The organism is Nocardioides sp. GXQ0305, assembly GCF_050880345.1.
In the GTDB taxonomy this organism is placed as follows: domain Bacteria; phylum Actinomycetota; class Actinomycetes; order Propionibacteriales; family Nocardioidaceae; genus Nocardioides.
In genome coordinates this window covers 493,127-515,646 of sequence record NZ_JBNYXG010000002.1, presented here as the reverse complement: position 1 = coordinate 515,646, position 22,520 = coordinate 493,127, and the positions used below count along the sequence as shown (strand labels likewise).

Below are 22,520 nucleotides of genomic sequence, written 5' to 3'. Positions count from 1 at the left end.
CCCCCTGGGAACACTCGAAAGGATCACCAGCATGACTACGCAGTCATCCGCACCGACACCCCGCACAGGGAGCTCGGCGGAGCAGAGCTCGATCGTCAAGGTCGTCTTCGCCAGCCTCATCGGCACCGCCGTGGAGTGGTACGACTTCTTCCTCTACGGGTCGGCGGCGGCGCTGGTGTTCGGCACCCTCTTCTTCCCGGAGTCCGACCCCGTCAACGCCACCCTGCTCGCGTTCGCGACCTACGCGGTGGGCTTCGCCGCGCGCCCGCTCGGCGGCATCGTGTTCGGCCACTTCGGTGACCGCGTCGGCCGCAAGAAGATGCTCGTCGTCTCCCTGATGACGATGGGGATCGCGACGTTCGCGATCGGGCTGCTGCCGACGTACGCGACGGTCGGCGTGCTGGCTCCGATCCTGCTGATCGTGTGCCGGCTGCTCCAGGGCTTCGCCGTCGGCGGTGAGTGGGGTGGCGCGGTGCTGATGGCCGCCGAGCACGGCGACGAGCAGCGCCGCGGCTACTGGACCTCGTGGCCGCAGGCCGGCGTCCCGCTGGGCAACCTGCTCGCCACCGGAGTCCTGTTCGTGCTCGCCGCCTTCCAGAGCGACGCCGCGTTCGAGGCCTGGGGCTGGCGGATCCCGTTCCTCCTCTCGGCCGTGCTGGTCCTGATCGGCCTCTACGTCCGGCTGCAGCTGGAGGAGTCGCCGGTCTACCAGGAGGCGAAGGCCGAGATCGCGGGGAAGAAGGAGGCGCAGTCGCACATGCCGCTGGTCGAGGTGGTGAGGACCTACCCCAAGGAGGTCTTCATCGCGATGGGCATGCGGATGGCGGAGAACATCTCCTACTACATCTTCACCGTCATCTCGATCACCTTCATCACCACCTACGCCGGCACCGAGGACGACAAGGGCCTGATCCTGCAGGCGCTGCTGATCGGCTCCGCCGTCCACTTCGTGGTCATCCCGCTGATCGGCGCCCTCTCCGACCGGATCGGCCGCCGGCCGCTCTACCTCGCGGGAGCCGTGGGCGTCGCCGTGTGGACCTTCCCGTTCTTCAACCTGGTGGCCACCAGGGAGGAGAGCAAGATCCTGCTCGCGGTCGTGGTCGGGCTCCTGCTGCACGCCCTCATGTACGCCCCGCAGGCGGCGTTCTTCTCCGAGCTGTTCGGCACGTCGGTCCGCTACACCGGCGCCTCCGTCGGCTACCAGCTGGCCTCGATCGTGGCCGGCGGCCTGGCGCCGTTCATCGCGGTGAAGCTGCTCGGCACGGTCGAGGAGTCCAACACGACCGCGGTGGGCATCTACGTCGCGGTCGCGGGTGCGATCTCGGTCATCGCGACGCTCGCCGCCAAGGAGACCAAGGCCTCCTCGCTGCGCCACGACCGGGTGGTCCGGGACGCCCACGTCTGATCATCGCGGGTGGGCAGCGCTCCGGGCGTCTCTCAGAGCAGCCCCACCACCCGCTCGTACGTCGCCCGGTCGGCCGCCGCCAGCACGCCGGCCGGGCGACCGTCGACGTCGAGCGGGTCGCCGGGCCGGTAGCGACGCCCGTCGTGGGTGCCGGCGTAGCCGCCGGACTCGGTGAGCAGCAGCGACCCCGGGGCGTGGTCCCACGGGTTGGCGCGGCGGCCGTAGAGCAGGAAGTCGGCGTCCCCCTCGATCAGGTGGGGGTAGTCGACGCCGCAGCAGACCCAGCTCAGCTTCAGCGGACTCAGCTCGCCGAGCGTGCGACCCAGCCAGCGCCAGCGTGAGGTGACCCCGCGCCACGAGGCGGGGTCGTCCGGAGGCGTCGACCGGGTGAGCCGCTCCCCGTTGCACCACGCGCCCGCGCCGCGCTCGGCGACGTACGCCCGTTCGTGCTGGGGCTGCCAGATCCAGGCACGGACGCTCTCGCCGTCGCGGACCTCCGCGACCATCACGGCGTGGTCGGGGGAGCCGTTGACGAAGTTCTTGGTCCCGTCGACCGGGTCGACGGTGAAGGCGTGGTCCGCCGCGTGGAACTGCGCCATCACCTCCGGCCGTGACGCGTACGCCTCCTCGCCCAGCACGACCGCGTCGGGGTAGGCGGCACGGAGGAACCGGGTCAGGAGCTTCTCCGACTCACGGTCGGCGACCGTCACCAGGTCGCCGGGGCCCTTCTCGTCGACCTGGGCCCGGGAGAGGTCGCGGAAGCGGGGGTTGACGACCTTCTCCGCCACCTCCTTCACCAGGTCGAGCACGGTGTGGGTGTCCAGCACGGTCCCCACGCTACTGACCCCGTGCTCTTACAGGGGACGCCGCGGTAGGCGGGTCCGGTAATAACGAACAGGTAACGATGCCGCGCCGCCCTTCCCTTGGGGGCCCTCGCCGGGATCCTCTGCTCCTTGGCTCGGGCCACCTCCCGCTCCGGCGGGACGCCGAGTCGCGCTCGGCGTCACTGGGACCGTCGAGAGGACATGGGAGGAAATCTCTTGGGAACCAACAGGGTGGTCGCGATCGCGACAGCCTCACTCCTCGGGGCAGCCGTGCTGCCCCTCACCGCCGGCCAGGTCGGGGCAACCCCCGGCCCGTCCGCAGACAGCGCACGCGACCAGGCAACCCGTGGCCACGTGATCAACACGCCCGCGTGGGCCAAGAAGTACGAGGCCGAGCGTCTCGAGGCGCTCGAGCAGCGACTGCGCACCGGCGGCACCGGTGCCGCCGAGCGGATCTCGAAGAACACCTACGGCCGGGTGGCGACCACCGGCCAGGAGAAGATCTTCGTGGTCCTCGCCGAGTTCGGCGACGTCGAGCACCCCGCCGTCCCGGACGGCGACAGCAACGCGACGACGTTCGACGGGCCCGTCCACAACGACATCCCGAAGCCCGACCGGTCGAAGGACAACTCCACCCTGTGGCAGGCCGACTACGACGTCGACCACTACGAGAACATGTACTTCGACCGGATGCGCAAGTTCTACGAGCGCGAGTCCCACGGGAAGTTCACCTTCGGCGGTGACGTCACCGAGTGGGTGAAGGTCCCGTTCAACCAGGCTCGGTACGGCCGGAACGAGGCCAACACCCCCTTCCTGGTGCGCGACGCCCTGGCCTACTGGGTCGAGGCGAAGATGGCTCCCGCCAGCGAGGGCGGCGACGGCTGGACGATGCAGCAGGTCACCGACTACCTCGAGACCTTCGACGAGGTCGACCGCTACGACTTCGACGAGGACGGCGACTTCAAGGAGCCGGACGGCTTCATCGACCACTTCCAGATCGTGCACGCCGGCGGCGACGAGTCCGACGGCGACCCGGTCTACGGCGAGGACGCGATCTGGGCCCACAAGGGCCACGCACAGGTGCAGCCTCCGGGCACCGGCCCCGAGGGCGGCGCCGACATCGGCGGCGTGAACGTCGGTGAGGGCGGTCCGTCCGGCGGCGGCATCGTGAACGTCCCGGACAACCCGACCGGCGTCTGGGTCAACGACTACACGGTGCAGCCCGAGAACGGCGGCCTGAGCGTGTTCGCCCACGAGTTCGCCCACGACCTGGGCCTGCCCGACCTCTACGACACCTCCGGCAACGACGGCGGTGCCGAGAACAGCGTCGGGTTCTGGTCGCTGATGGCGCAGTCGCGCGGCACCCTGCCCAGCGACGATGGCATCGGTGACCGGCCGATGCCGTTCGGCGCATGGGACAAGTTCTCGCTCGGCTGGCTGGACTACAAGGTCACCCGGGCCGGCAGGTCCGCGACCCACAAGATCCGTCCCAACCAGTCCTCGGACTCCTCGGCGGTGAACGACGGTGCGGTCGTGCTGCTGCCCGACAAGGAGGTCACCACCGAGGTCGGTGCGCCGTGCGGCGAGTGCGGTTCGCGGTACTTCTACAGCGACCAGGGCAACGACCTGGAGAACACCATGACCCGTGAGGTCGAGGGCGGCGGGCCGCTCACCGCGGTCGTCAACTACGAGATCGAGCAGGACTGGGACTACGCGTTCCTCGAGAGCTCCAGCGACGACGGCGAGAGCTGGGACAAGCTCGAGACCAACCTCTCGGACAAGCTGGAGGACCACGAGGACCCGGCCGAGCACGACCAGAGCGGGTTCAACGACACCGACACCGGCATGACCGGGACGACCAACGGCTGGACCGAGATGACGGCCACGGTGCCCGACGACGCCACCCACGTCCGGTTCGTCTACAAGACCGACGGCGCGGCGGTCGAGTCCGGCTTCCGGGTCGACAACGTCGCGATCGACGGCACCCCGATCGGCACCGCCGAGGCCAACGAGGGCTGGGTCCTCGACGGCTTCCGGACCACCACCGGTACGGACGTCTCGATGCACACGAACGCCTACTTCGTCGACAACCGGCAGTACGTCGGCGGGGACCGGACGCTCAAGCACCTCTACAACTTCGCGGGCTACGAGAAGCGTCCCAACTGGGTCGACTACTTCCAGTACTCACCGGGTGCGCTGATCACCTACTGGGACAGCTCGTACTTCGACAACAACGTCGGCGAGCACCCCGGCCACGGTGAGCTGCTGCCGGTCGACGCCAACCCGGAGTTCGACCACGCGCCCGACGGCTCGCTGCTGCGGCCGCGCATCTCGGCGCACGACGCGGCGTTCGGTCTCACCCGGACACAGCCGGTCACCCTCCACTTCCTCGGCGAGAAGTACACGCTGTCGCGTCACGCGGGTCAGCGGCTCTTCGACGACACCGAGGACTGGTGGTACGCCGGCGACGAGCACGCGTCGAGCACCGAGCAGCACCCGGGCCACTACCAGCCCGGCTGGTTCAGCGTCGACGTGCCCAAGTCCGGGACCACCATCCGGGTGGCCAAGGTGAACAAGAAGGGCGTGATGACCGTCGAGGTCGGGACGTCCCGCTGACGCATCCGTAAACCGCGACACCGCCGGCCCCCGGGAGACCTCGGTCTCCCGGGGGCCGGCGTCGTCGAGGGCACAGGCCCTTACGGGCGGCCGACCGCTCGCGTAGGTTCGGCCCATGCCCGAGCCCTCGACCGCACGTGGTGAGACGACCCCCGCGCTCCTGGAGGAGACGATCGGGGCCAACTTCGAGGCGACGGTGGCTCGCCACCCGGACCGCGAGGCCCTGGTCGAGGTGTCGACCGGACGGCGGTGGACCTGGGCCGAGCTCGACCGCGACGTCGACGCGCTGGCGATCGGCCTGGTGCGGGCCGGCATCGGCAAGGGCGACCGGGTCGGCATCTGGTCGCCCAACTGCGCGGAGTGGACGCTCACGCAGTTCGCGACCGCCAAGATCGGCGCGATCCTGGTCAACGTCAACCCCGCCTACCGCACCCACGAGCTGGCCTACGCCCTGCAGCAGTCCGGCACGAAGCTGCTGATCTCGGCGCCCGACTTCAAGAACAGCGACTACCGGGCGATGGTCGAGGAGGTGCGCGGCGACTGCCCCGGCCTCGAAAGGGTCGTCTACCTGGGGTCGCCGGAGTGGGCCGACCACAACGTGCACGACCCCGGGGTCACGCTGCTCGAGCTGCTGGACGACAGCCTCGACCCCGACGACCCGATCAACATCCAGTACACCTCGGGCACGACCGGACGGCCGAAGGGCGCGACGCTCAGCCACCGCAACATCCTCAACAACGGCTTCTTCACGACCGAGCTGATCAACTTCACCGAGCAGGACCGTCTCTGCATCCCGGTGCCCTTCTACCACTGCTTCGGCATGGTCATGGGCAACCTCGGCTGCACGACCCACGGCGCCACCATGGTGATCCCGGCGCCCGCCTTCGACCCCGAGGCCACGCTCCGCGCCATCGCCGAGGAGCGCTGCACCGGTGTGTACGGCGTGCCCACGATGTTCATCGCCATGCAGGGCCTCCTCGGCTCCGACGAGTTTCCCCTCTCCATGGTGGACACGCTGCGGACCGGCGTGATGGCCGGCTCGGTGTGCCCCGTCGAGGTGATGAGGCGCTGCATCGAGGACATGCACACGGCGGAGGTGTCGATCTGCTACGGCATGACCGAGACCAGCCCGGTGTCGACGCAGACCCGCGCCGACGACGACCTGGACCGACGGACGGCGACCATCGGCAGGGTGCACCCGCACGTCGAGATCAAGGTGGTCGACCCCGCCACGGGCGAGACCGTCCCCCGCGGGGAGACGGGCGAGTTCTGCACGCGGGGCTACTCGGTGATGCTCGGGTACTGGGAGGAGCCCGACAAGACCGCGGAGGCGATCGACGCCGACGGCTGGATGCACACCGGCGACCTCGCCGAGATGCGCGACGACGGCTACTGCGTCATCTCCGGCCGGATCAAGGACATGGTGATCCGCGGCGGCGAGAACATCTACCCCCGCGAGATCGAGGACTTCCTCTACACCCACCCCGACGTCGAGGACGTCCAGGTCGTCGGCGTCCCCGACGAGAAGTACGGCGAGGAGCTGTGCGCCTGGATCCGGATGCGGTCGGGGGCCGAGCCGCTGGACGCGGACGCGGTGCGCGCGTTCGCGACCGGAAAGCTCTCGCACTACAAGATCCCGCGCTACGTCATGGTCGTCGACGACTTCCCCATGACCGTGACCGGAAAGGTCCGCAAGGTGGAGATGCGCGAGAAGTCCACCGCCGACCTCGGCCTGGGCTGATCGCATCCGCGTCAGCGGATGCGATCGATGGTGGTTGAGCAGCGAGCGCGGCTGAGGGACGAAGCCGCGACCGAGCGTGTCGAAACCCCGTGACGTGCGCGCCGGCGTGCAACGTCGTTTCAGCGCGCGATGACGACCGGGATCCGGGTCCGTACGCCGGCGGGGCTCCGCCAGGTCACCGCGCCGTCGTCGATCCCGCCCGCGAGCGGACCGCGTCCCACGGTGACGGTGAGCTCCGCCGTCTCGCCGGGGTCCAGCCGAAGCGCGACCGGCGTCACCCGGACGTCGTGGCGCTCGAAGCCACTGACCCGGACCGACCAGTAGCGGGCGCGGCTCCCGAGGTTGGTGACGGTGCGCGTGGCGCTGGTGCGTTCGCCGCGGATCAGGACGGACGGGGTGTTGAGGTCGCTGCGGTCTCCCTGCAGCCAGTCGCGGTAGTCGCCGGGCCCGGTCACCAGGGCCAGCCGGGTCCGGAGCGCCTCGTCGACCCGGGAGCGGCCCGAGCCCGTGCGGAGCGCTCCTCCGCGCACCGGCGCAGCGCTGGTCGCGAGCACGGAGCGGACGGCGTCGGCCGGCCAGTCGTGGCGCGCCAGCAGGACGGCGGCGTCACCTGCGGTCCGGGCCGCCGCGGCCGACGTGCCGTCGAGCGTGCTCCAGCGGCCGCCGCCGACGGCGCGGGGCGGGGTCGCCGCGAGGATCCCGGTGGCGGGGACGACGAGGTCCGGCTTCACGAAGCTGCCCGCGGGGTCGCCCACCGCCGACCAGCCGGGCACCCGCAGCGGCCCGAGACGCGAGGCGGCCGGCGACAGCCGGACGTCGGCGTCGGGGTGGTCGGCCGCCCACCGGGCGATCGTCCGGCCGGCCTCGCGGCCGAGGTGCACCGTCGGCACGGCGTGCAGGTCGTGGGCGACGGTGCCGCGCGCGACGTTGACCAGGATCATGCCCACCCCGTCGGCGCGGGCCACGGCCGCGGACTTCTCCAGCCGGCCGTTGTCGCCCCGTTCGCACAGCACGATCGCGTCGGCAGTGCGGGCGGCGTCGAGGCTGCCGGGCTCACACGCCCGGGCCTGGTCCTCCGTCCAGCCGGGGGCGGGCACGTCCGCACCGAGGACCACCGGCCCACGGACCTCGCGACGGACCGTCATCGCGCCTCGGAGGCGCAGACCGTCGGGCAGCGCCACGCTGCCGGCGCCGCCGGTGCCGGCGAGCGCGCCGACCGTGGTCACCCACGGCTCCGAGGGGGCGGCGTACGCCGAGGCGTCGTTGCCGGCGGCCGCCACCACGACGACACCGGCCTCGGCCGCACCGAGCAGCGCCCGCTCGACGCCGCCGGTCTCGGGGGCACCACGGACCGACAGGTTGAGCACGTCGACGCCGTCGCCGACGGCCTGGTCGATCGCGGTGACGAGGTCGGCGGTGGCACAGCCGTCGTCGGCGGGGTCGGGGGCGGTCCAGCAGGCCTTGTAGACGGCCAGCCTGGCGTCGGGCGCGGCCCCGGCGTAGCGACCCGGGAGCCCGGCGACCCCGGTCGACACCCCGGCGTTGCCGACGGCGATCGAGGCGACCTGGGTGCCGTGGCCGCGGACGTCGCGGGCCGACAGCGCCTCGGCGGCCGACAGCCGGTCACGGCCGAAGCCTTCGACGAACCACCGCGCGCCCACCAGCTTCGCGTTGCAGGTGTCGGCGTCCCAGCCCTCACCGGGCACGCACGCCGCGCGGAAGCCGCCCGTACGGCGCCCGGTGCCGGGGGCCGCGGCGAAGAGCGGGCTCTCCGGCCACACCCCGGAGTCGACGACGCCGACCACGACGCCGCGGCCACCCTGGCCGCCCGGCACCACCGCGCCCGGTGTCGCGCGGGGACGCGCCGCCAGCGGTCGCACCGTGTTGGCCTCGACCTGGGTCACCTCGGGCCGGGCCTGCAGCTCGGCGGCCTGGGAGGCGGTCAGGTCGACGGCGACGCCGCTGAGTGCGGTGGTCCAGCGATAGGTCGGGACCCCGGCCCCCACGCCGGCCAGGGCCTCGTCCTGCTCGCGCCGCAGGGCTCTCCGATGGCGCGCGACGTCGGCCGGGCCGCCGTCGCTCGCGGTGCCGGCGTCGTCGAAGGTCACGACGTAGAGCCGGGTCGCGGCCGCGGCGCGGGCGTCGACGGCGCTGGCCGGGGCGAGGGTGCCGACGGCGAGTCCGAGCAGGGCGGCGCCGATCACGGCGCGGCCCGAGACGCGGGCTCGACGTACCACGGTCACCACCTGCCCCAGACGTAGTCGAAGCGAACAGTGTCCCCCCACGTGTCAAGGGTTCGCACGTGAACGGGCCGAGATCCACAGGCCTGGGCGGCCCGCCTACATTGGCGGGGTGACCCAGGCGCCCGGTGTCGGCTTCGACCTCGACCTCACCCTGATCGACACCGCGCCTGGCTTCGGCGCGGTCCTCGAGGCGCTCGGCGACGAGCTGGGGGTGGCGTTCCCGGTCGCCGAGATGGTCACCCGGCTGGGGCCGCCGCTGGACCAGATGCTGGTGCCGCACCTCGAGCCCGAGCGGATCGGGCCGGCGGTCGATCGCTTCCGCGTCATCTACCCGGACCACGCCATCACCACGGTCCCGGCCCTGCCCGGGGCGGTGGACGCCATCGCCGCCGTGCGCAGGGCAGGCGGTCGCGTGGTCGTGGTGACCGGCAAGTTCACGCCGAACGCACAGCTCCACCTGGCCCACCTCGGGCTCGACCACGACCACCTCGCCGGCGAGGTGTGGGGCGTGGGCAAGGGCGACGTGCTCCGGCGCGAGGGCTGCTCGATCTACGTCGGGGACCACGTCCACGACGTCGAGGGCGCCCACGCAGCGGGGATCCTCAGCGTGTCGGTCCTCACCGGGGGCTCGACGCGTGAGGAGCTGCTCGACGCCGGGACCGACGTCGTCCTCGACGACCTCACCCGGTTCCCGCGCTGGTACGCCGACCACCTCGCGGGCGCAGGAGGTCCCGTCTAGAACCCGGTTGGCCGCACTCCGCGGCGGGACATAGGCTGGTTCGCCGGTGCGGCGAGGTGCCGCACGACGAAGGTGGAGGGGCGCAGACGGTGCCGACCGGCAAGGTGAAGTGGTTCGACCCGGCGAAGGGGTTCGGTTTCCTGTCCCAGGAGGGCGGGCCGGACGTCTACGTCCATGCCGACGCGTTGCCCGAGGGCGTGACGACGCTGCGCAACGGCGCGCGCGTCGAGTTCGGCATCGCGCAGGGCCGTCGCGGCGACCAGGCGCTCCAGGTGCGGCTGCTCGACGCGCCGCAGTCGGTGCAGCGCAACCAGGCCCACCAGAAGCGCAAGAAGCCCGAGGAGATGGTCCCGATCGTGGAGGACACGATCCGGCTGCTCGACGGCGTCGGCGAGGCCTACCGCCACGGCCGCCACCCCGAGGCGAAGACCGCGCGCCCCACGGCCAAGCTGCTGCGCGCGCTCGCCGACGAGCTCGAGCTCTGACCGTTCCGGGTCAGGCGGGACCGGCGGGAGTCGGGGTCTGCGCGGCCCTCGGTCCGCCGGGACGGGTCGCGAGCACGAACGCCCCCCACACCACCAGGACGGCGCACGCGGCACCGAGCCCGAGCTGGGGGACGAGGGGGATGGCGATGCCGATGAACCCGCCGATCACCCAGGCCAGCTGCAAGGTGGTGTCGCTGCGGGCGAAGGCGCTCGACTGCATCCGCTCGTGGACGTCGCGCTGGATCGTGGAGTCCAGGGAGAGCTTGGCCAGGGACTGGGCGAGCCCGGCGGTGAGCCCGAGCAGCACCAGCGGCACCACGCCGTAGAACAGGGCGGCCACGGCTGCCATGACGGCGTCCGCAGCCAGGGCCAGCACCACCGTGGTCGACGGGTTGACCCGCTTGAGGACCGACGCGAGGGCGATGCCGAGGGTGTTGCCCAGCCCGGCCCCTCCGATGACCAGGGCCAGCAGCAGCTCGGGACTCCAGTCACCGATCGGGTTCTCGCGCAGCAGGAACGCCATGAACATGGTGAGGAAGCCCGAGAGCCAACGGGGGCCGCAGTTGGCGCGGAGCGCGAACGCGACCGGCCCGGGGATCCGCATCCGGGGCCGGCGGGGCCGCCCGTCGGCGCCCTGGTCGCCGCGACGCGGGAGCAGCGTGAGGGTGCCCTCGCCGACGCTCGAGTCGACCTTCTCGGGCAGCCGGATCGCCAGGATCGTCGCCACCACGAAGACCAGGAACCCGAAGCGCAGCGACCACTCCGGGCCGGCGAGCGCCGACAGCCCGCCCGCGATCGGCGCGCAGGCGGCCGCGCCGATGACTCCCGCGAGACCGGTGCGGGCGTTGGCCTTCACCAGTGGCAGGTGGTCGGGCGTCAGCCGGGGTACGGCGGCGGCGCGGGTGACGGCGTACGCCTTCGACGACACGAGGACTCCGAGCGCGGCCGGGAACAGCCACTGCGAGTCGGTGATCACCGCCGTGCCGAGCACCCAGCACAGGAACGCGCGGAGCGACATCGTGGCGCCGATCGCCCACCGCCGCCCGTGGCTGAAGCGGTCGAGGAACGGGCCGATGAGCGGCGCCACGATCGCGAACGGGAGCATCGTCAGCCCGAGGAAGAGCGCCACCTGGCTGCGGGCCTCGCCGGTCGGGACCTGGAAGAACAGCGTGCCCGCCAGCGAGATGGCGACCGCGGTGTCGCCTGCGGCGTTGCACGCGTGCAGGCCGATCAGCCGGGAGAGGCCGGACTCGCCGGCACCCTCGGCCCGAGCGGCGCGGGTGGCCTGCCGTCCGGCGTAGGCGCCGAAGCGTCCGGTGGCCCGCGCTGCGCCGGCGGCACCCCGGCCCACGGCCCGCGCCCCGGTGCGGAACCCCTGGCCGACGTCGCGCCGCCCCTGCCCCCCGGCGGCCGGCTCCTCGGCACCCGCAGGCTGCTCGCCGACGGCGGGCTCCTCGGCGCGCGGAGGCTGCTCGGTCATGCACCCATCCTGCCCGAGCCCGTGCACCCGGGCCCGCACCGGGACGGCCAGGCACGAACGACCCCCGTCGTCCGGTCCGCGGCAGCCCGACCTGACAGCGGGCCCCCGGATTTGTCATGATTCCGCCCGTGACGACCACCCTGCGCGCCAAGGCCGACGCCGCCACCGTCGAGGCGGTCGACGCCGCGCGTGCCGCGCTCGTCGCCGACGTCGGGACCGACGACGTGGGCGACCACCTCGGCCACCTCGTCGAGGGCGACCGTCTGGTGACCCACCTGTTCGACTGCACCCGCCGCGGCTACGCGGGCTGGCGCTGGGCGGTCACGGTGGCGCGGGCGAGCCGCCAGCGCCAGGTGACCGTCGACGAGGTGGTGCTGGTGCCCGGCGACGACGCGATCGTGGCGCCGGCCTGGGTGCCCTACAAGGAGCGCGTGCAGCCCGGTGACCTCTCACCCGGCGACCTGCTGCCGGTGGCCGACGGGGACCCGCGGCTGGTGCCCACGTTCTCCTTCGGCGACGACCCCCTCGACTCCGACGACAAGGCGCAGGTACGCGACGTCGCGCGCGAGCTCGGGCTCGGCCGGGTCCGCACGCTCTCCGTGGAGGGACGCGACGTCGCCGCGGAGCGCTGGTACGACGGCGACGGCGGCCCCGAGGCGCCGCTGGCGCGGTCGGCCCCCGACGTGTGCGCGACCTGCGGCTTCCTGGTCCGGCTGGCCGGCCCGATGTCCACGATGTTCGGCGTCTGCGCCAACGGCAACGCCAACGACGACGGCAAGGTGGTCTCGCTCGACCACGGCTGTGGCGCCCACTCCGAGGTGCAGCTCGCCAAGAAGCACGAGCCGCAACCGCTGCCACCTCCGGTCTTCGACACCTTCGCCGTCGACGAGCTCGAGTCGCTCTGAGGCGGGGTCCGCGTCAGTCGTCCTGCGCGGCGGAAGCCAGCTCGGCACGTTGCCGGCGGCGACGGCGGCAGTACTCGAGCCCGAGCAGGCCGAGACCGAAGCCGGCCAGGCAGGTCCACAGCCACCACAGGCGGCCGTCGTCCTCCAGCCGCCCGTAGAAGGGCAGCAGCGCCAGGAAGCCGAGCAGCCACAACGCCGAGCCCACCTCGACGGTGCGCACCCCGTCGACGTCGAGCGGCTCGACGTCGGCGACGACGTAGGTGCGGTTGCCGATCTCGTGCTTCATCGGCTGGTCGTCGCGCAGGTCCACGCCCCCACGATATCCGGCGCGCCACCCCGCGGTCCCCGGCCACGCTCTGAAACACTGCGCCCGTGAGCGAGCAGACCCAGCCCGGCCCGCAGGCCGGCACCCGCTCCTCCAGGGGCGGTCTCGACGGCTACTTCAAGATCACCGAGCGTGGCTCGACGGTCACGCGTGAGATCCGCGGCGGCGTCGTCACCTTCCTGACGATGGCCTACATCATCGTCCTGAACCCCATCATCCTGCTCAGCGGCACGGACTCGAACGGCGACCTGCTCGCCGGCGGCGACTTCGCCGCCGTGGCGGCCGCGACGGCCTTCGTCGCCGGCCTGGTCACGATCCTGATGGGCGTCGCGGCCAACTTCCCGCTCGCCCTGGCTGCGGGCCTGGGCCTCAACGCCTTCGTCACCTTCTCGATCGCCAGCCAGATGACGTGGGCGGACGCGATGGGCCTCGTGGTGATCGAGGGCGTGCTCATCCTGGTCCTCGTGCTCACCGGCTTCCGCGAGGCGGTGTTCCGGGCGGTCCCGGCGCCGCTGAAGATCGCGATCTCGGTCGGGATCGGCCTGTTCCTCACCATCATCGCCCTCGTCGACGCCGGCTTCGTACGCCGTACCGGTGTCGGCCCCGTGCCCGTGGAGCTCGGGATCGGCGGGCAGCTGCAGGGCTGGCCGGTGGCGGTGTTCTGCCTCGGCCTCGCCCTCCTGTTCTCGCTCTACGCGCTGCGGGTCAAGGGCGCGATCCTGATCTCGATCGTGGTGATGACGGTCGTCGCGATCATCGTCGAGACGGTCGCCGACGTCGGCCCCACCGTGGCGGGCGAGGAGGTCAACCCCCTCGGGTGGAACCTCAACGTCCCGGCGTGGCCGTCGGACCTGTTCGGGATGCCCGACCTGCAGCTGCTCGGCGAGTTCAACCTCCTGGGGTCCTGGGAGAACGCCGGCATCGTCATCTCGGCCCTCTTCGTGTTCACGCTGCTGCTCTCGGACTTCTTCGACACCCTCGGCACCATGACCGCGATCGGCGCCGAGGCGGGCCTGCTCGACGAGGAGGGCATGCCGCCGAACACCCAGCGGATCCTGGTCGTCGACTCGATCGCCGCGGCCGCCGGTGGCGCCGCAAGCGTCTCGAGCAACACCTCCTACATCGAGTCGGCCTCGGGTGTGGCCGACGGCGCACGCACCGGCCTCGCCAGCGTCGTGACCGGCGTCCTGTTCCTGCTGGCCATGTTCATCGCGCCCGTGGTCGAGATCGTCCCGAACGAGGCCGCGGTCCCCGCCCTGGTGCTGGTCGGCTTCCTGATGATGCAGCAGGTGAAGGGCATCGAGTGGGACGACCTCGAGGTCGGGATCCCGGCGTTCCTCACCATCGTGCTGATGCCGTTCACCTACTCGATCAGCGTCGGCATCGGCGCCGGGTTCCTGGCGTACGTCCTGCTCAAGGTGGTCCGGGGCAAGGCCGTCGAGATCCACCCGCTGATGTGGGTGGTGGCCGTCCTGTTCGTCGTCTACTTCGCGATCAGCCCGATCACCGGCCTGGTCACCTGAGGGCGCGGCCCATGATGTCGGTGACGACGCCGGACTTGGCGTCGGCGTAGTCCTGCACCTTGGCCCAGGTGCGGCCGGCGAGCTCCTGCTTGGTGCGCTCGTACAGCGCCCGGTCCGACTCGTCCCGCCGCAGGTGGTCACGGAACGCCAGCATCCGCGCGACCTCCTCGCACCCCGGCCCGAAGACGTGCAGGTTCACCCGCTGTCCCTCGCCCTCCCGCAGCAGGCGGTGCTCGTGCCACTCGGGCTCGCGCAGGTGGAGCACGTAGCCCGTCGCCTCGAGCGCCGGGACGTAGTCCGCCTCGTCGTCGGGATCGGGCACGACGAGGACGATGTCGATGACGGGCTTCGCCGTCAGGCCCGGGACCGACGTCGACCCGGCGTGCTGCACGTCCACCACCGTCTCGCCGAGGGCGGACCGGATGCGTGACTCCTGGCGGGCGTAGGTCGCCGGCCACGCCTCGTCGTAGGCGACGAGCACGACGTCCTCGCCCGGGGCCGGTGGCAACAGGTACTCGACCATCCCCGGAGGCTAACGCTGCACCGAAACGGCACCCTGGCCGCCAGGGTCGTGCCGGCGTACCTCGCGGGGTGGCTGTTCCTCGTGGTGGTGGTCTCGAGACGGGCCTTGCCGGCCCTTCTCAACCACCGTCCTCGGCCCGGACGTCGGCGACGTGACCGGAAGCGGAATAGTTAGCACAGGTAATGAGTTATGCTAACGACATGTCCCCCACGGTCGAGAAGGCAGCGCGCACCGACGCCGGTCTGGCCTCCCAGCTCCGGCTCTCGGTGATGCGGCTGCGACGCCGGCTGGCCAACGAGCGCCACCCCGACAACGAGCTGAGCCTGAACGCGATGGCCGTGCTCGGGTCGCTCCACCGCCACGGCGAGCTCACCGTCGGCGAGCTGGCCACGCTCGAGCGCGTGCAGCCGCCGTCGATGACCCGGACCGTCACCTGCCTGGAGGACCTCGGCCACGTGCGCCGTCGTCCCCACGACACCGACGGTCGCCAGGTGGTGGTCGTGCTGACCGACACCGGCCGCGCGACCCTCCTCGCCGACCGCCGCCGCCGCGACGCCTGGCTCGCCCGCCGGCTCGCCGAGCTCACCCCTGACGAACGTGCCGTCCTCCGCGAGGCGGCCCCGATCCTCGAAAGGCTCTCCGCTAGTTGAGTCCCACCTTCCGCTCCCTCCGCAACCCCAACTACCGCCGCTACGCCCTCGGTGGTGTCGTCTCCAACACCGGCACCTGGATGCAGCGCGTCGCCCAGGACTGGCTGGTCCTGCAGCTGACGGCCAGTGGTGCCGCGCTCGGCATCACCACCGGGCTGCAGTTCCTCCCGTTCCTGCTCCTGTCCCCGGTCGCCGGCCTGGTCGCCGACCGGATCCCCAAGCGCCGCCTGCTGATCCTGACCAACGTCGGCATGGCCGTGCCCGCCCTGGTCCTCGGCCTGCTGGCCGTGACCGGCGTCGCCCAGACCTGGCACGTCTACGCGCTCGCGCTGGCCCTCGGCGTCGCGTCCGCGTTCGACGCGCCCGCCCGGCAGAGCTTCGTCTCCGAGCTGGTCGACCACGACGACCTCACCAACGCCGTGGGCCTGAACTCGGCCAGCTTCAACGCCGCCCGGATCGTGGGACCGGCCGTGGCCGGCGTGCTGATCGCCGCCCTCGGTGGCGGCGTGGTCGCCACCGGCTGGGTGATCCTCCTCAACGCCGTCAGCTACGTCGCACCGGTGCTCTCGCTGCGCTCCCTCGACGCGCGGCTGCTCCACAGCCCCGACCCGGTGCGTCGCGAGCCCGGTCAGATCCGTGCCGGGGTCCGCTACGTCCGCGGCCGCCCCGACCTGCTCCTGGTCCTCGCGATCGTGTTCTTCACCGGCACCTTCGGCCTCAACTTCCAGCTCACGTCGGCGCTCATGGCCACCGAGGTCTTCGGCAAGGGCGCGACCGAGTACGGGCTGCTCGGCACCTTCATGGCCGTGGGCTCGCTGACCGGAGCCCTGCTCGCCGCCCGCCGGGTCCGGGTCCGGCAGCGACTCATCGTGCTGTCCGCGCTCACCTTCGCGGCCGTCGAGATCGTCGCCGGGTCGATGCCGACGTACGCCGCCTTCGCGCTCATGACCCCCTTGCTCGGCCTCAGCGCCCTGACGATGATCACCGCCGCCAACACCTTCATGCAGCTCAACACCGACCCCGGGATGCGGGGGAGGGTGATGGCGCTCTACATGATGATCTTCATCGGCGGCACCCCGCTCGGCGCGCCGCTCGTCGGCTGGATAGGCGAGGTGGCCGGCGCCCGCTGGACGCTGTGGCTGGGTGGGCTGGCGACCGCCGTGGGGGTGCTCGTGGCCAGCGTCCTCTACCTCCGCACCCGCCCGACCCCCGAGGTCGGGCGCGTCGCGCCCGCCGGCGAGGTCAGGGAGGCCGCGGCAGCGGCCTGACCGCCGTTTTGACCGCCGTTCAGGCGCGGAGTAGCCTCGATCCTCGTGTCTGGGACGACCAGACCGTTGCGCGCGCCCGGATCTCGATCCCGCGCCCACACAGGCACACCGCTCCATCGCAACATCCCGTGCTGGGCACCGTGCCCGGTACTGAAGATCTGACCACAGAAAGGGAACCACCCCGGTGCCCACCATCAACCAGCTGGTCCGCAAGGGCCGCCAGGACAAGGTGTCGAAGAACAAGACGCCTGCCCTGAAGGGATCCCCGCAGCGCCGTGGCGTCTGCACCCGCGTCTACACGACCACCCCGAAGAAGCCGAACTCCGCCCTCCGCAAGGTCGCCCGCGTGCGGCTGTCGAGCGGCGTCGAGGTCACGGCGTACATCCCGGGCGTGGGGCACAACCTGCAGGAGCACTCCATCGTGCTCGTCCGCGGTGGCCGGGTGAAGGACCTGCCCGGCGTCCGCTACAAGATCATCCGCGGCACCCTCGACACCCAGGGTGTCAAGAACCGCCGGCAGGCCCGCAGCCGTTACGGCGCCAAGAAGGAGAAGAGCTGATATGCCGCGCAAGGGTCCCGCGCCGAAGCGGCCGATCGACGTCGACCCGGTCTACGGGTCCCAGCTGGTGACCCAGCTGGTCTCCAAGGTGCTCCAGGACGGCAAGAAGCAGGTCGCCCAGCGCATCGTCTACGGCGCCCTCGAGGGCTGCCGCGACAAGACCGGCACCGACCCGGTCATCACGCTCAAGCGCGCGCTCGACAACGTCAAGCCGGCCATCGAGGTCAAGTCCCGCCGCGTCGGCGGTGCGACCTACCAGGTGCCGATCGAGGTCAAGGGCACGCGCGGCACGACGCTGGCGCTGCGCTGGCTGGTCGGCTACGCCCAGGCCCGGCGCGAGAAGACCATGTCCGAGCGCCTCATGAACGAGATCCTCGACGCCTCCAACGGCCTCGGTGCCGCGGTGAAGAAGCGCGAGGACACCCACAAGATGGCCGAGTCCAACAAGGCCTTCGCCCACTACCGCTGGTGACGTCAGGCGGGTGGACGCCCCGAGGGGCGTACCACCCGCTGACCACCGGATCCCCCACTACCTGAGGAACGCTGACACAGTGGCTGTCGACATCACCACCGACCTCAACGTCGTCCGCAACATCGGCATCATGGCCCACATCGACGCCGGCAAGACGACGACCACCGAGCGCATCCTGTTCTACACCGGCATCTCCTACAAGATCGGTGAGGTCCACGACGGTGCCGCCGTCATGGACTGGATGGAGCAGGAGCAGGAGCGCGGCATCACCATCACCTCGGCCGCGACCACCTGCTGGTGGAAGGACCACCAGATCAACATCATCGACACCCCGGGGCACGTCGACTTCACCGCCGAGGTCGAGCGCTCGCTCCGGGTGCTCGACGGCGCCGTGGCCGTGTTCGACGGCGTCGCCGGCGTCGAGCCGCAGACCATGACGGTCTGGCGGCAGGCCAACAAGTACTCCGTGCCGCGGATGTGCTTCGTCAACAAGCTCGACCGCACCGGCGCCGACTTCTTCCGGTGCGTCGACATGATGGTCGAGCGGCTCAACTCCACCCCGCTGGTGCTCCAGCTCCCCATCGGCGCGGAGTCCGACTTCCTCGGTGTCGTCGACCTGGTCGGCATGCGCGCGTTGACCTGGCGCGGCGAGACCAAGATGGGCGAGGACTACGAGGTCGAGGAGATCCCCGCCGAGCTCCAGGCCCAGGCCGACGAGTACCGCGAGAAGCTGCTGGAGACGCTGGCCGAGGCCGACGACGACGTCATGGAGAAGTACCTCGAGGGCGAGTCGTTCACCGTCGAGGAGCTCGAGGACGCGATCCGTCGCGCCACCCTGGCCGACAAGGTCAACCCGGTGCTGTGCGGCACGGCGTTCAAGAACAAGGGTGTGCAGCCCCTGCTCGACGCCGTGGTCAAGTACCTCCCCTCGCCGCTCGACGTCGAGGGCATCGTGGGCCACGCGGTCAACGACGAGGAGACCGAGATCGTCCGCAGGCCCTCCGACGACGAGCCGTTCTCCGGCCTCGCCTACAAGATCGCCTCCGACCCGCACCTCGGCAAGCTGATCTACGTCCGGGTCTACTCCGGCAAGCTGGAGGCCGGCTCGAGCGTGATCAACTCGGTCAACGGCCGCAAGGAGCGGATCGGCAAGGTCTACCAGATGCACGCCAACAAGCGTGAGGAGATCGCGTCGGTCGGCGCCGGCCAGATCGTGGCGGTCATGGGCCTGAAGGACACCAAGACCGGTCACACGCTCTGCGACGCCAGCCACCAGGTCGTCCTGGAGTCGATGACCTTCCCCGCCCCGGTGATCGAGGTCGCCATCGAGCCCAAGACCAAGGGCGACCAGGAGAAGCTGGGCATGGCGATCCAGCGGCTGTCCGACGAGGACCCCACCTTCACGGTCAACACCGACGAGGAGACCGGGCAGACGATCATCGCCGGCATGGGCGAGCTCCACCTGGAGATCCTCGTCGACCGGATGAAGCGCGAGTTCCGCGTCGAGGCGACCGTCGGCAAGCCGCAGGTGGCCTACCGCGAGACCCTCCGCAAGGAGGTCACGAACCACAGCTACACCCACAAGAAGCAGACCGGTGGTTCGGGTCAGTTCGCGAAGGTCGTCATCTCGCTCGGCCCCAACATCGACCCCGAGACCGGGACCGGCGCGGGCTACGAGTTCGCCAACAACGTCACCGGTGGTCGGGTGCCGAAGGAGTACATCCCGTCGGTCGACCAGGGCGGCCAGGAGGCCATGGAGTTCGGCGTCCTCGCCGGCTACCCGATGGTCGACGTGAAGTTCACCCTCGAGGACGGCGCCTACCACGACGTCGACTCCTCCGAGCTGGCCTTCAAGATCGCCGGCAACCAGGCCTTCAAGGAGGCCGCCCGCATGGCCAAGCCGGTGCTGCTGGAGCCGATGTTCGCCGTCGAGGTGACCACGCCGGAGAGCTTCCTCGGCACCGTCATCGGCGACATCAACAGCCGCCGTGGCCAGATCCAGGCACAGGAGGAGCGTCACGGTGACATGGTCATCAACGCCCTCGTGCCGCTGTCCGAGATGTTCGGGTACGTTGGCGACCTGAGGTCCAAGACCTCCGGTCAGGCGTCGTACTCGATGGAGTTCGACTCGTACGCCGAGGTTCCCTCGAACATCGCCGACGAGATCGTCAAGAAGGTCCGCGGCGAGTAGTCCGGGCCCTCGGCACCCAGTAACCGAAACACGAGTCAGAAACACACCACACCAGGAGGAGCCCACAGTGGCTAAGGCGAAGTTCGAGCGGACCAAGCCGCACGTCAACATCGGTACGATCGGTCACATCGACCACGGCAAGACCACCTTGACCGCGGCGATCACCAAGGTGCTGCACGACGCGCACCCGGACCTCAACCCGTTCACGCCGTTCGACGAGATCGACAAGGCTCCCGAGGAGCGCCAGCGCGGGATCACCATCTCCATCGCGCACGTCGAGTACCAGACCGAGAACCGCCACTACGCGCACGTCGACTGCCCCGGGCACGCCGACTACATCAAGAACATGATCACCGGCGCGGCGCAGATGGACGGCGCGATCCTCGTGGTCGCCGCCACCGACGGCCCGATGCCGCAGACCCGTGAGCACGTGCTGCTCGCCCGCCAGGTCGGCGTGCCGGCCCTGGTCGTGGCGCTCAACAAGTGCGACATGGTCGACGACGAGGAGCTCGTCGAGCTCGTCGAGATGGAGGTGCGCGAGCTCCTCTCCGAGTACGAGTTCCCGGGCGACGACATCCCGGTCGTCAAGGTGGCCGCGTTCCCGGCCCTCAACGGCGACGCCAAGTGGGGCGAGTCGATCCTCGAGCTGATGCAGGCCGTCGACGACTACATCCCGACCCCGGAGCGCGACACCGAGAAGCCGTTCCTGATGCCGGTCGAGGACGTCTTCACCATCACCGGTCGCGGCACCGTGATCACGGGCCGCATCGAGCGGGGCATCGTGAAGGTCAACGAGGAGGTCGAGATCCTCGGCATCCGCGAGGGCTCGCAGAAGACCACCGTCACCGGTGTCGAGATGTTCCGCAAGCTGCTCGACGAGGGCCAGGCCGGTGAGAACGTCGGCCTCCTGCTCCGCGGCACCAAGCGCGAGGACGTCGAGCGCGGCATGGTCGTGTGCAAGCCCGGCACCACCACCCCGCACACCAACTTCGAGGCGAGCGTCTACATCCTCTCGAAGGAGGAGGGCGGCCGTCACACGCCGTTCTTCAACAACTACCGTCCGCAGTTCTACTTCCGGACCACCGACGTGACCGGCGTCGTGACCCTCCCCGAGGGCACCGAGATGGTCATGCCCGGTGACAACACCGAGATGGCCGTCGAGCTGATCCAGCCGATCGCCATGGACGAGGGCCTGCGGTTCGCGATCCGTGAGGGTGGCCGCACCGTCGGCGCCGGCCGGGTCACCAAGATCACGAAGTGATTCGACGAGTCGGCCACCCTCGAGGGTGGCCGACTCCGCTCGATGCCGGCCGGGTCACCCAGATCACGAAGTGATCCTCGCCGGTCCGACCGGCTGATCCACCACGAAGCCCCCGAGCCCAGCGGCTCGGGGGCTTCGTCGTACCCGACATCTGCGTCGTCCCCAGGCCGGATCGACGACATGGATGTCGCTTACTACCCACACACACCACCCGGGGTACCGGCTGCCCGCGGCAGGCGCCACGCTGGTCGGGGGCGGCGGGGGGACGAGAACGACAACTGGGTCACCCTCGCCGACCCCGACGGCAACCAGTTCTGCGTGGCCGAGGCGCAGGAGTCGGCAGGCCTGGCCTGGCGCTCACCCCAGGTCACCCGAGGTCCGCGCCCTCGAAGTCCTCGGGGGTGTACTCCCGGGGCTCGACCAGCACCATCCAGTTCCCGGAGTTGTCCCGCATCAGCGCCTCGACGCCGTACGGCCGGTCCTCCGGCTCCTGCAGGAACTCCACGCCCTTGCTCGTCAGGTCTTCGTACGTCGCGCGGCAGTCGTCGACGTTCAGGCCGATCCCGGGCAGCCCGCCCTCGTCCTGGGCGCGGTTCATGGCCTCGATCAGGTAGTCCGGAAGGGTCGGGCCGGCCGGGGTGGTCAGGTGGATGTGGATCTCGGGCTGCTTCGGGTGCTTGATGGTGCACCACCGGAAGTCCGGCCCGAGCATGATGTCGTCGCCGGCCTCGAAGCCCAGGACGTCGGTGTAGAAGGCGAGGGACTCGTCGATGTCCTTCACCCACAGTGACAGGAGCGAGATGTTGGTGATCATGCGACGACCCTAGGAAGGGTCGGCGTCCCCGCGCTTCTCCTGCGTTGCGGACCCTCGCTCGACCAGCCCCGCCATGAACACGTAGCAGCCCGGGATGCGGGGGTTGCCGGCGGCGGCGTACCGGCGCTGGAACTCGCTCGGTGACTCCCCGACGATCTCGCGGAAGCGCGAGCTGAACGAGCCGAGGCTGGAGTAGCCCACCGCATGGCACACCTCGGTGACCGTCAGGTTGGCGGCACGCAGCAGGTCCTGCGCCCGCTCGACGCGTCGGGCGGCGAGGTAGGCGGCGGGGGTGGTCCGGTACGTCGCGGCGAAGGACCGCACGAAGTGGTAGCGACTCATGCCGGCGAGCCCCGCGAGCAGGTCGAGGGCGAACTCCTCGGAGTAGTGGCGGTCGAGGGGGTCGCGCGCCCGACGCAGGTGGACCAGGACGTCGCCGGGGACGCGGCGCCGCCCGGTCATCGTCCGGGTCCCAGAGCGAAGCGCAGCGACGCTC

20 protein-coding genes are annotated in these 22,520 nt (G+C 70.9%); 13 read left to right on the top strand and 7 right to left on the bottom strand.

Features of this window, described 5'->3' with window-relative positions:
- The first annotated feature begins 31 nt into the window (after positions 1–31).
- Positions 32–1,405 (top strand): MFS transporter, encoded by a 1,374-nt coding sequence (locus ACQ1X7_RS07385; protein WP_432477520.1) that lies wholly within the window; start codon positions 32–34, stop codon positions 1,403–1,405.
- 32 nt (positions 1,406–1,437) lie between these two features.
- Here the strand turns inward: ACQ1X7_RS07385 and ACQ1X7_RS07380 are convergent, their stop codons facing one another.
- Positions 1,438–2,232, bottom strand: coding sequence for an inositol monophosphatase family protein (locus ACQ1X7_RS07380; protein ID WP_432477519.1), 795 nt, complete (start codon positions 2,230–2,232; stop codon positions 1,438–1,440).
- 351 nt (positions 2,233–2,583) lie between these two features.
- Here ACQ1X7_RS07380 and ACQ1X7_RS07375 point away from each other — a divergent pair, with 351 nt between their 5' ends.
- Both ACQ1X7_RS07375 and ACQ1X7_RS07370 read left to right on the top strand, forming a co-directional pair.
- Entirely contained in the window at positions 2,584–4,845 is a 2,262-nt protein-coding gene (locus tag ACQ1X7_RS07375; RefSeq protein WP_432477518.1) for an immune inhibitor A domain-containing protein, read from the top strand.
- 115 nt (positions 4,846–4,960) lie between these two features.
- Positions 4,961–6,586: an AMP-binding protein gene (locus ACQ1X7_RS07370; RefSeq protein WP_432477517.1), complete on the top strand. Its 1,626-nt coding sequence runs from the start codon at positions 4,961–4,963 to the stop codon at positions 6,584–6,586.
- A 119-nt stretch (positions 6,587–6,705) separates the two neighbouring features.
- On the opposite strand, the gene ACQ1X7_RS07365 is transcribed toward ACQ1X7_RS07370, so the two are convergent.
- The gene (locus ACQ1X7_RS07365; protein ID WP_432477516.1) at positions 6,706–8,823 is read right to left on the bottom strand and encodes a S8 family serine peptidase; all 2,118 of its coding nucleotides are present in this window, start codon (positions 8,821–8,823) and stop codon (positions 6,706–6,708) included.
- 115 nt (positions 8,824–8,938) lie between these two features.
- On the opposite strand from ACQ1X7_RS07365, the gene ACQ1X7_RS07360 reads away from it, so the two are divergent.
- Positions 8,939–9,568 carry an HAD family hydrolase gene (locus ACQ1X7_RS07360; RefSeq protein ID WP_432477515.1) on the top strand — a complete coding sequence of 210 codons (630 nt, stop codon included), beginning with the start codon at positions 8,939–8,941 and terminating at the stop codon, positions 9,566–9,568.
- An 89-nt stretch (positions 9,569–9,657) separates the two neighbouring features.
- Positions 9,658–10,053, top strand: a complete 396-nt coding sequence (locus ACQ1X7_RS07355) for a cold-shock protein (protein ID WP_432477514.1) — start codon at positions 9,658–9,660, stop codon at positions 10,051–10,053.
- Between the two features lie 10 nt (positions 10,054–10,063).
- Here ACQ1X7_RS07355 and ACQ1X7_RS07350 read toward each other — a convergent pair whose 3' ends face one another.
- Positions 10,064–11,533, bottom strand: a complete 1,470-nt coding sequence (locus ACQ1X7_RS07350) for an MFS transporter (RefSeq protein WP_432477513.1) — start codon at positions 11,531–11,533, stop codon at positions 10,064–10,066.
- Positions 11,534–11,649: 116 nt separating this feature from the next.
- On the opposite strand from ACQ1X7_RS07350, the gene ACQ1X7_RS07345 reads away from it, so the two are divergent.
- Positions 11,650–12,438: a DUF3027 domain-containing protein gene (locus ACQ1X7_RS07345; protein WP_432477512.1), complete on the top strand. Its 789-nt coding sequence runs from the start codon at positions 11,650–11,652 to the stop codon at positions 12,436–12,438.
- A 13-nt stretch (positions 12,439–12,451) separates the two neighbouring features.
- On the opposite strand, the gene ACQ1X7_RS07340 is transcribed toward ACQ1X7_RS07345, so the two are convergent.
- Positions 12,452–12,748 carry a DUF2530 domain-containing protein gene (locus ACQ1X7_RS07340; protein ID WP_432477511.1) on the bottom strand — a complete coding sequence of 99 codons (297 nt, stop codon included), beginning with the start codon at positions 12,746–12,748 and terminating at the stop codon, positions 12,452–12,454.
- A gap of 62 nt (positions 12,749–12,810) precedes the next feature.
- Here ACQ1X7_RS07340 and ACQ1X7_RS07335 point away from each other — a divergent pair, with 62 nt between their 5' ends.
- The gene (locus ACQ1X7_RS07335; protein ID WP_432477510.1) at positions 12,811–14,286 is read left to right on the top strand and encodes an NCS2 family permease; all 1,476 of its coding nucleotides are present in this window, start codon (positions 12,811–12,813) and stop codon (positions 14,284–14,286) included.
- Here ACQ1X7_RS07335 and ACQ1X7_RS07330 read toward each other — a convergent pair.
- Positions 14,279–14,809 (bottom strand): GrpB family protein, encoded by a 531-nt coding sequence (locus ACQ1X7_RS07330; protein ID WP_432477509.1) that lies wholly within the window; start codon positions 14,807–14,809, stop codon positions 14,279–14,281. The two genes, ACQ1X7_RS07335 and ACQ1X7_RS07330, sit on opposite strands and share 8 nt — an antisense overlap.
- 200 nt (positions 14,810–15,009) lie before the next feature.
- Here ACQ1X7_RS07330 and ACQ1X7_RS07325 point away from each other — a divergent pair, with 200 nt between their 5' ends.
- From ACQ1X7_RS07325 to tuf, 6 genes are all read left to right on the top strand, one after another.
- Entirely contained in the window at positions 15,010–15,459 is a 450-nt protein-coding gene (locus ACQ1X7_RS07325) for a MarR family winged helix-turn-helix transcriptional regulator (protein ID WP_432477508.1), read from the top strand.
- The gene (locus tag ACQ1X7_RS07320; protein ID WP_432477507.1) at positions 15,456–16,727 is read left to right on the top strand and encodes an MFS transporter; all 1,272 of its coding nucleotides are present in this window, start codon (positions 15,456–15,458) and stop codon (positions 16,725–16,727) included. Before ACQ1X7_RS07325 ends, ACQ1X7_RS07320 begins: the two co-directional genes overlap by 4 nt.
- A 184-nt stretch (positions 16,728–16,911) precedes the next feature.
- Entirely contained in the window at positions 16,912–17,286 is a 375-nt protein-coding gene (gene rpsL / locus ACQ1X7_RS07315; RefSeq protein ID WP_432477506.1) for a 30S ribosomal protein S12, read from the top strand.
- A gap of 1 nt (position 17,287) precedes the next feature.
- Entirely contained in the window at positions 17,288–17,758 is a 471-nt protein-coding gene (rpsG, locus tag ACQ1X7_RS07310; protein ID WP_432477505.1) for a 30S ribosomal protein S7, read from the top strand.
- Positions 17,759–17,837: 79 nt separating this feature from the next.
- Positions 17,838–19,949, top strand: a complete 2,112-nt coding sequence (gene fusA, locus ACQ1X7_RS07305) for an elongation factor G (RefSeq protein WP_432477504.1) — start codon at positions 17,838–17,840, stop codon at positions 19,947–19,949.
- 67 nt (positions 19,950–20,016) lie between these two features.
- A complete protein-coding gene (gene tuf / locus ACQ1X7_RS07300) occupies positions 20,017–21,210 on the top strand; it encodes an elongation factor Tu (protein ID WP_432477503.1) in 1,194 nt (397 codons plus the stop codon).
- A gap of 367 nt (positions 21,211–21,577) precedes the next feature.
- On the opposite strand, the gene ACQ1X7_RS07295 is transcribed toward tuf, so the two are convergent.
- Both ACQ1X7_RS07295 and ACQ1X7_RS07290 read right to left on the bottom strand, forming a co-directional pair.
- Complete coding sequence (locus ACQ1X7_RS07295; RefSeq protein WP_432477502.1) at positions 21,578–22,024, bottom strand: VOC family protein; 447 nt, start codon at positions 22,022–22,024, stop codon at positions 21,578–21,580.
- Positions 22,025–22,033: 9 nt separating this feature from the next.
- Positions 22,034–22,486 carry a helix-turn-helix transcriptional regulator gene (locus tag ACQ1X7_RS07290; RefSeq protein WP_432477501.1) on the bottom strand — a complete coding sequence of 151 codons (453 nt, stop codon included), beginning with the start codon at positions 22,484–22,486 and terminating at the stop codon, positions 22,034–22,036.
- Positions 22,487–22,520 lie beyond the last annotated feature (34 nt).

Bases quoted from the DNA above. Each gene is read 5' to 3' on its own strand.
- ACQ1X7_RS07325 (WP_432477508.1), top strand. From the start codon at position 15,010: ATGTCCCCCACGGTCGAGAAGGCAGCGCGCACCGACGCCGGTCTGGCC.
- ACQ1X7_RS07295 (WP_432477502.1), bottom strand. From the start codon at position 22,024: ATGATCACCAACATCTCGCTCCTGTCACTGTGGGTGAAGGACATCGAC.
- ACQ1X7_RS07370 (WP_432477517.1), top strand. From the start codon at position 4,961: ATGCCCGAGCCCTCGACCGCACGTGGTGAGACGACCCCCGCGCTCCTG.
- ACQ1X7_RS07350 (WP_432477513.1), bottom strand. From the start codon at position 11,533: ATGACCGAGCAGCCTCCGCGCGCCGAGGAGCCCGCCGTCGGCGAGCAG.
- ACQ1X7_RS07330 (WP_432477509.1), bottom strand. From the start codon at position 14,809: ATGGTCGAGTACCTGTTGCCACCGGCCCCGGGCGAGGACGTCGTGCTC.
- ACQ1X7_RS07290 (WP_432477501.1), bottom strand. From the start codon at position 22,486: ATGACCGGGCGGCGCCGCGTCCCCGGCGACGTCCTGGTCCACCTGCGT.
- rpsG (WP_432477505.1), top strand. From the start codon at position 17,288: ATGCCGCGCAAGGGTCCCGCGCCGAAGCGGCCGATCGACGTCGACCCG.
- ACQ1X7_RS07345 (WP_432477512.1), top strand. From the start codon at position 11,650: ATGATTCCGCCCGTGACGACCACCCTGCGCGCCAAGGCCGACGCCGCC.
- ACQ1X7_RS07385 (WP_432477520.1), top strand. From the start codon at position 32: ATGACTACGCAGTCATCCGCACCGACACCCCGCACAGGGAGCTCGGCG.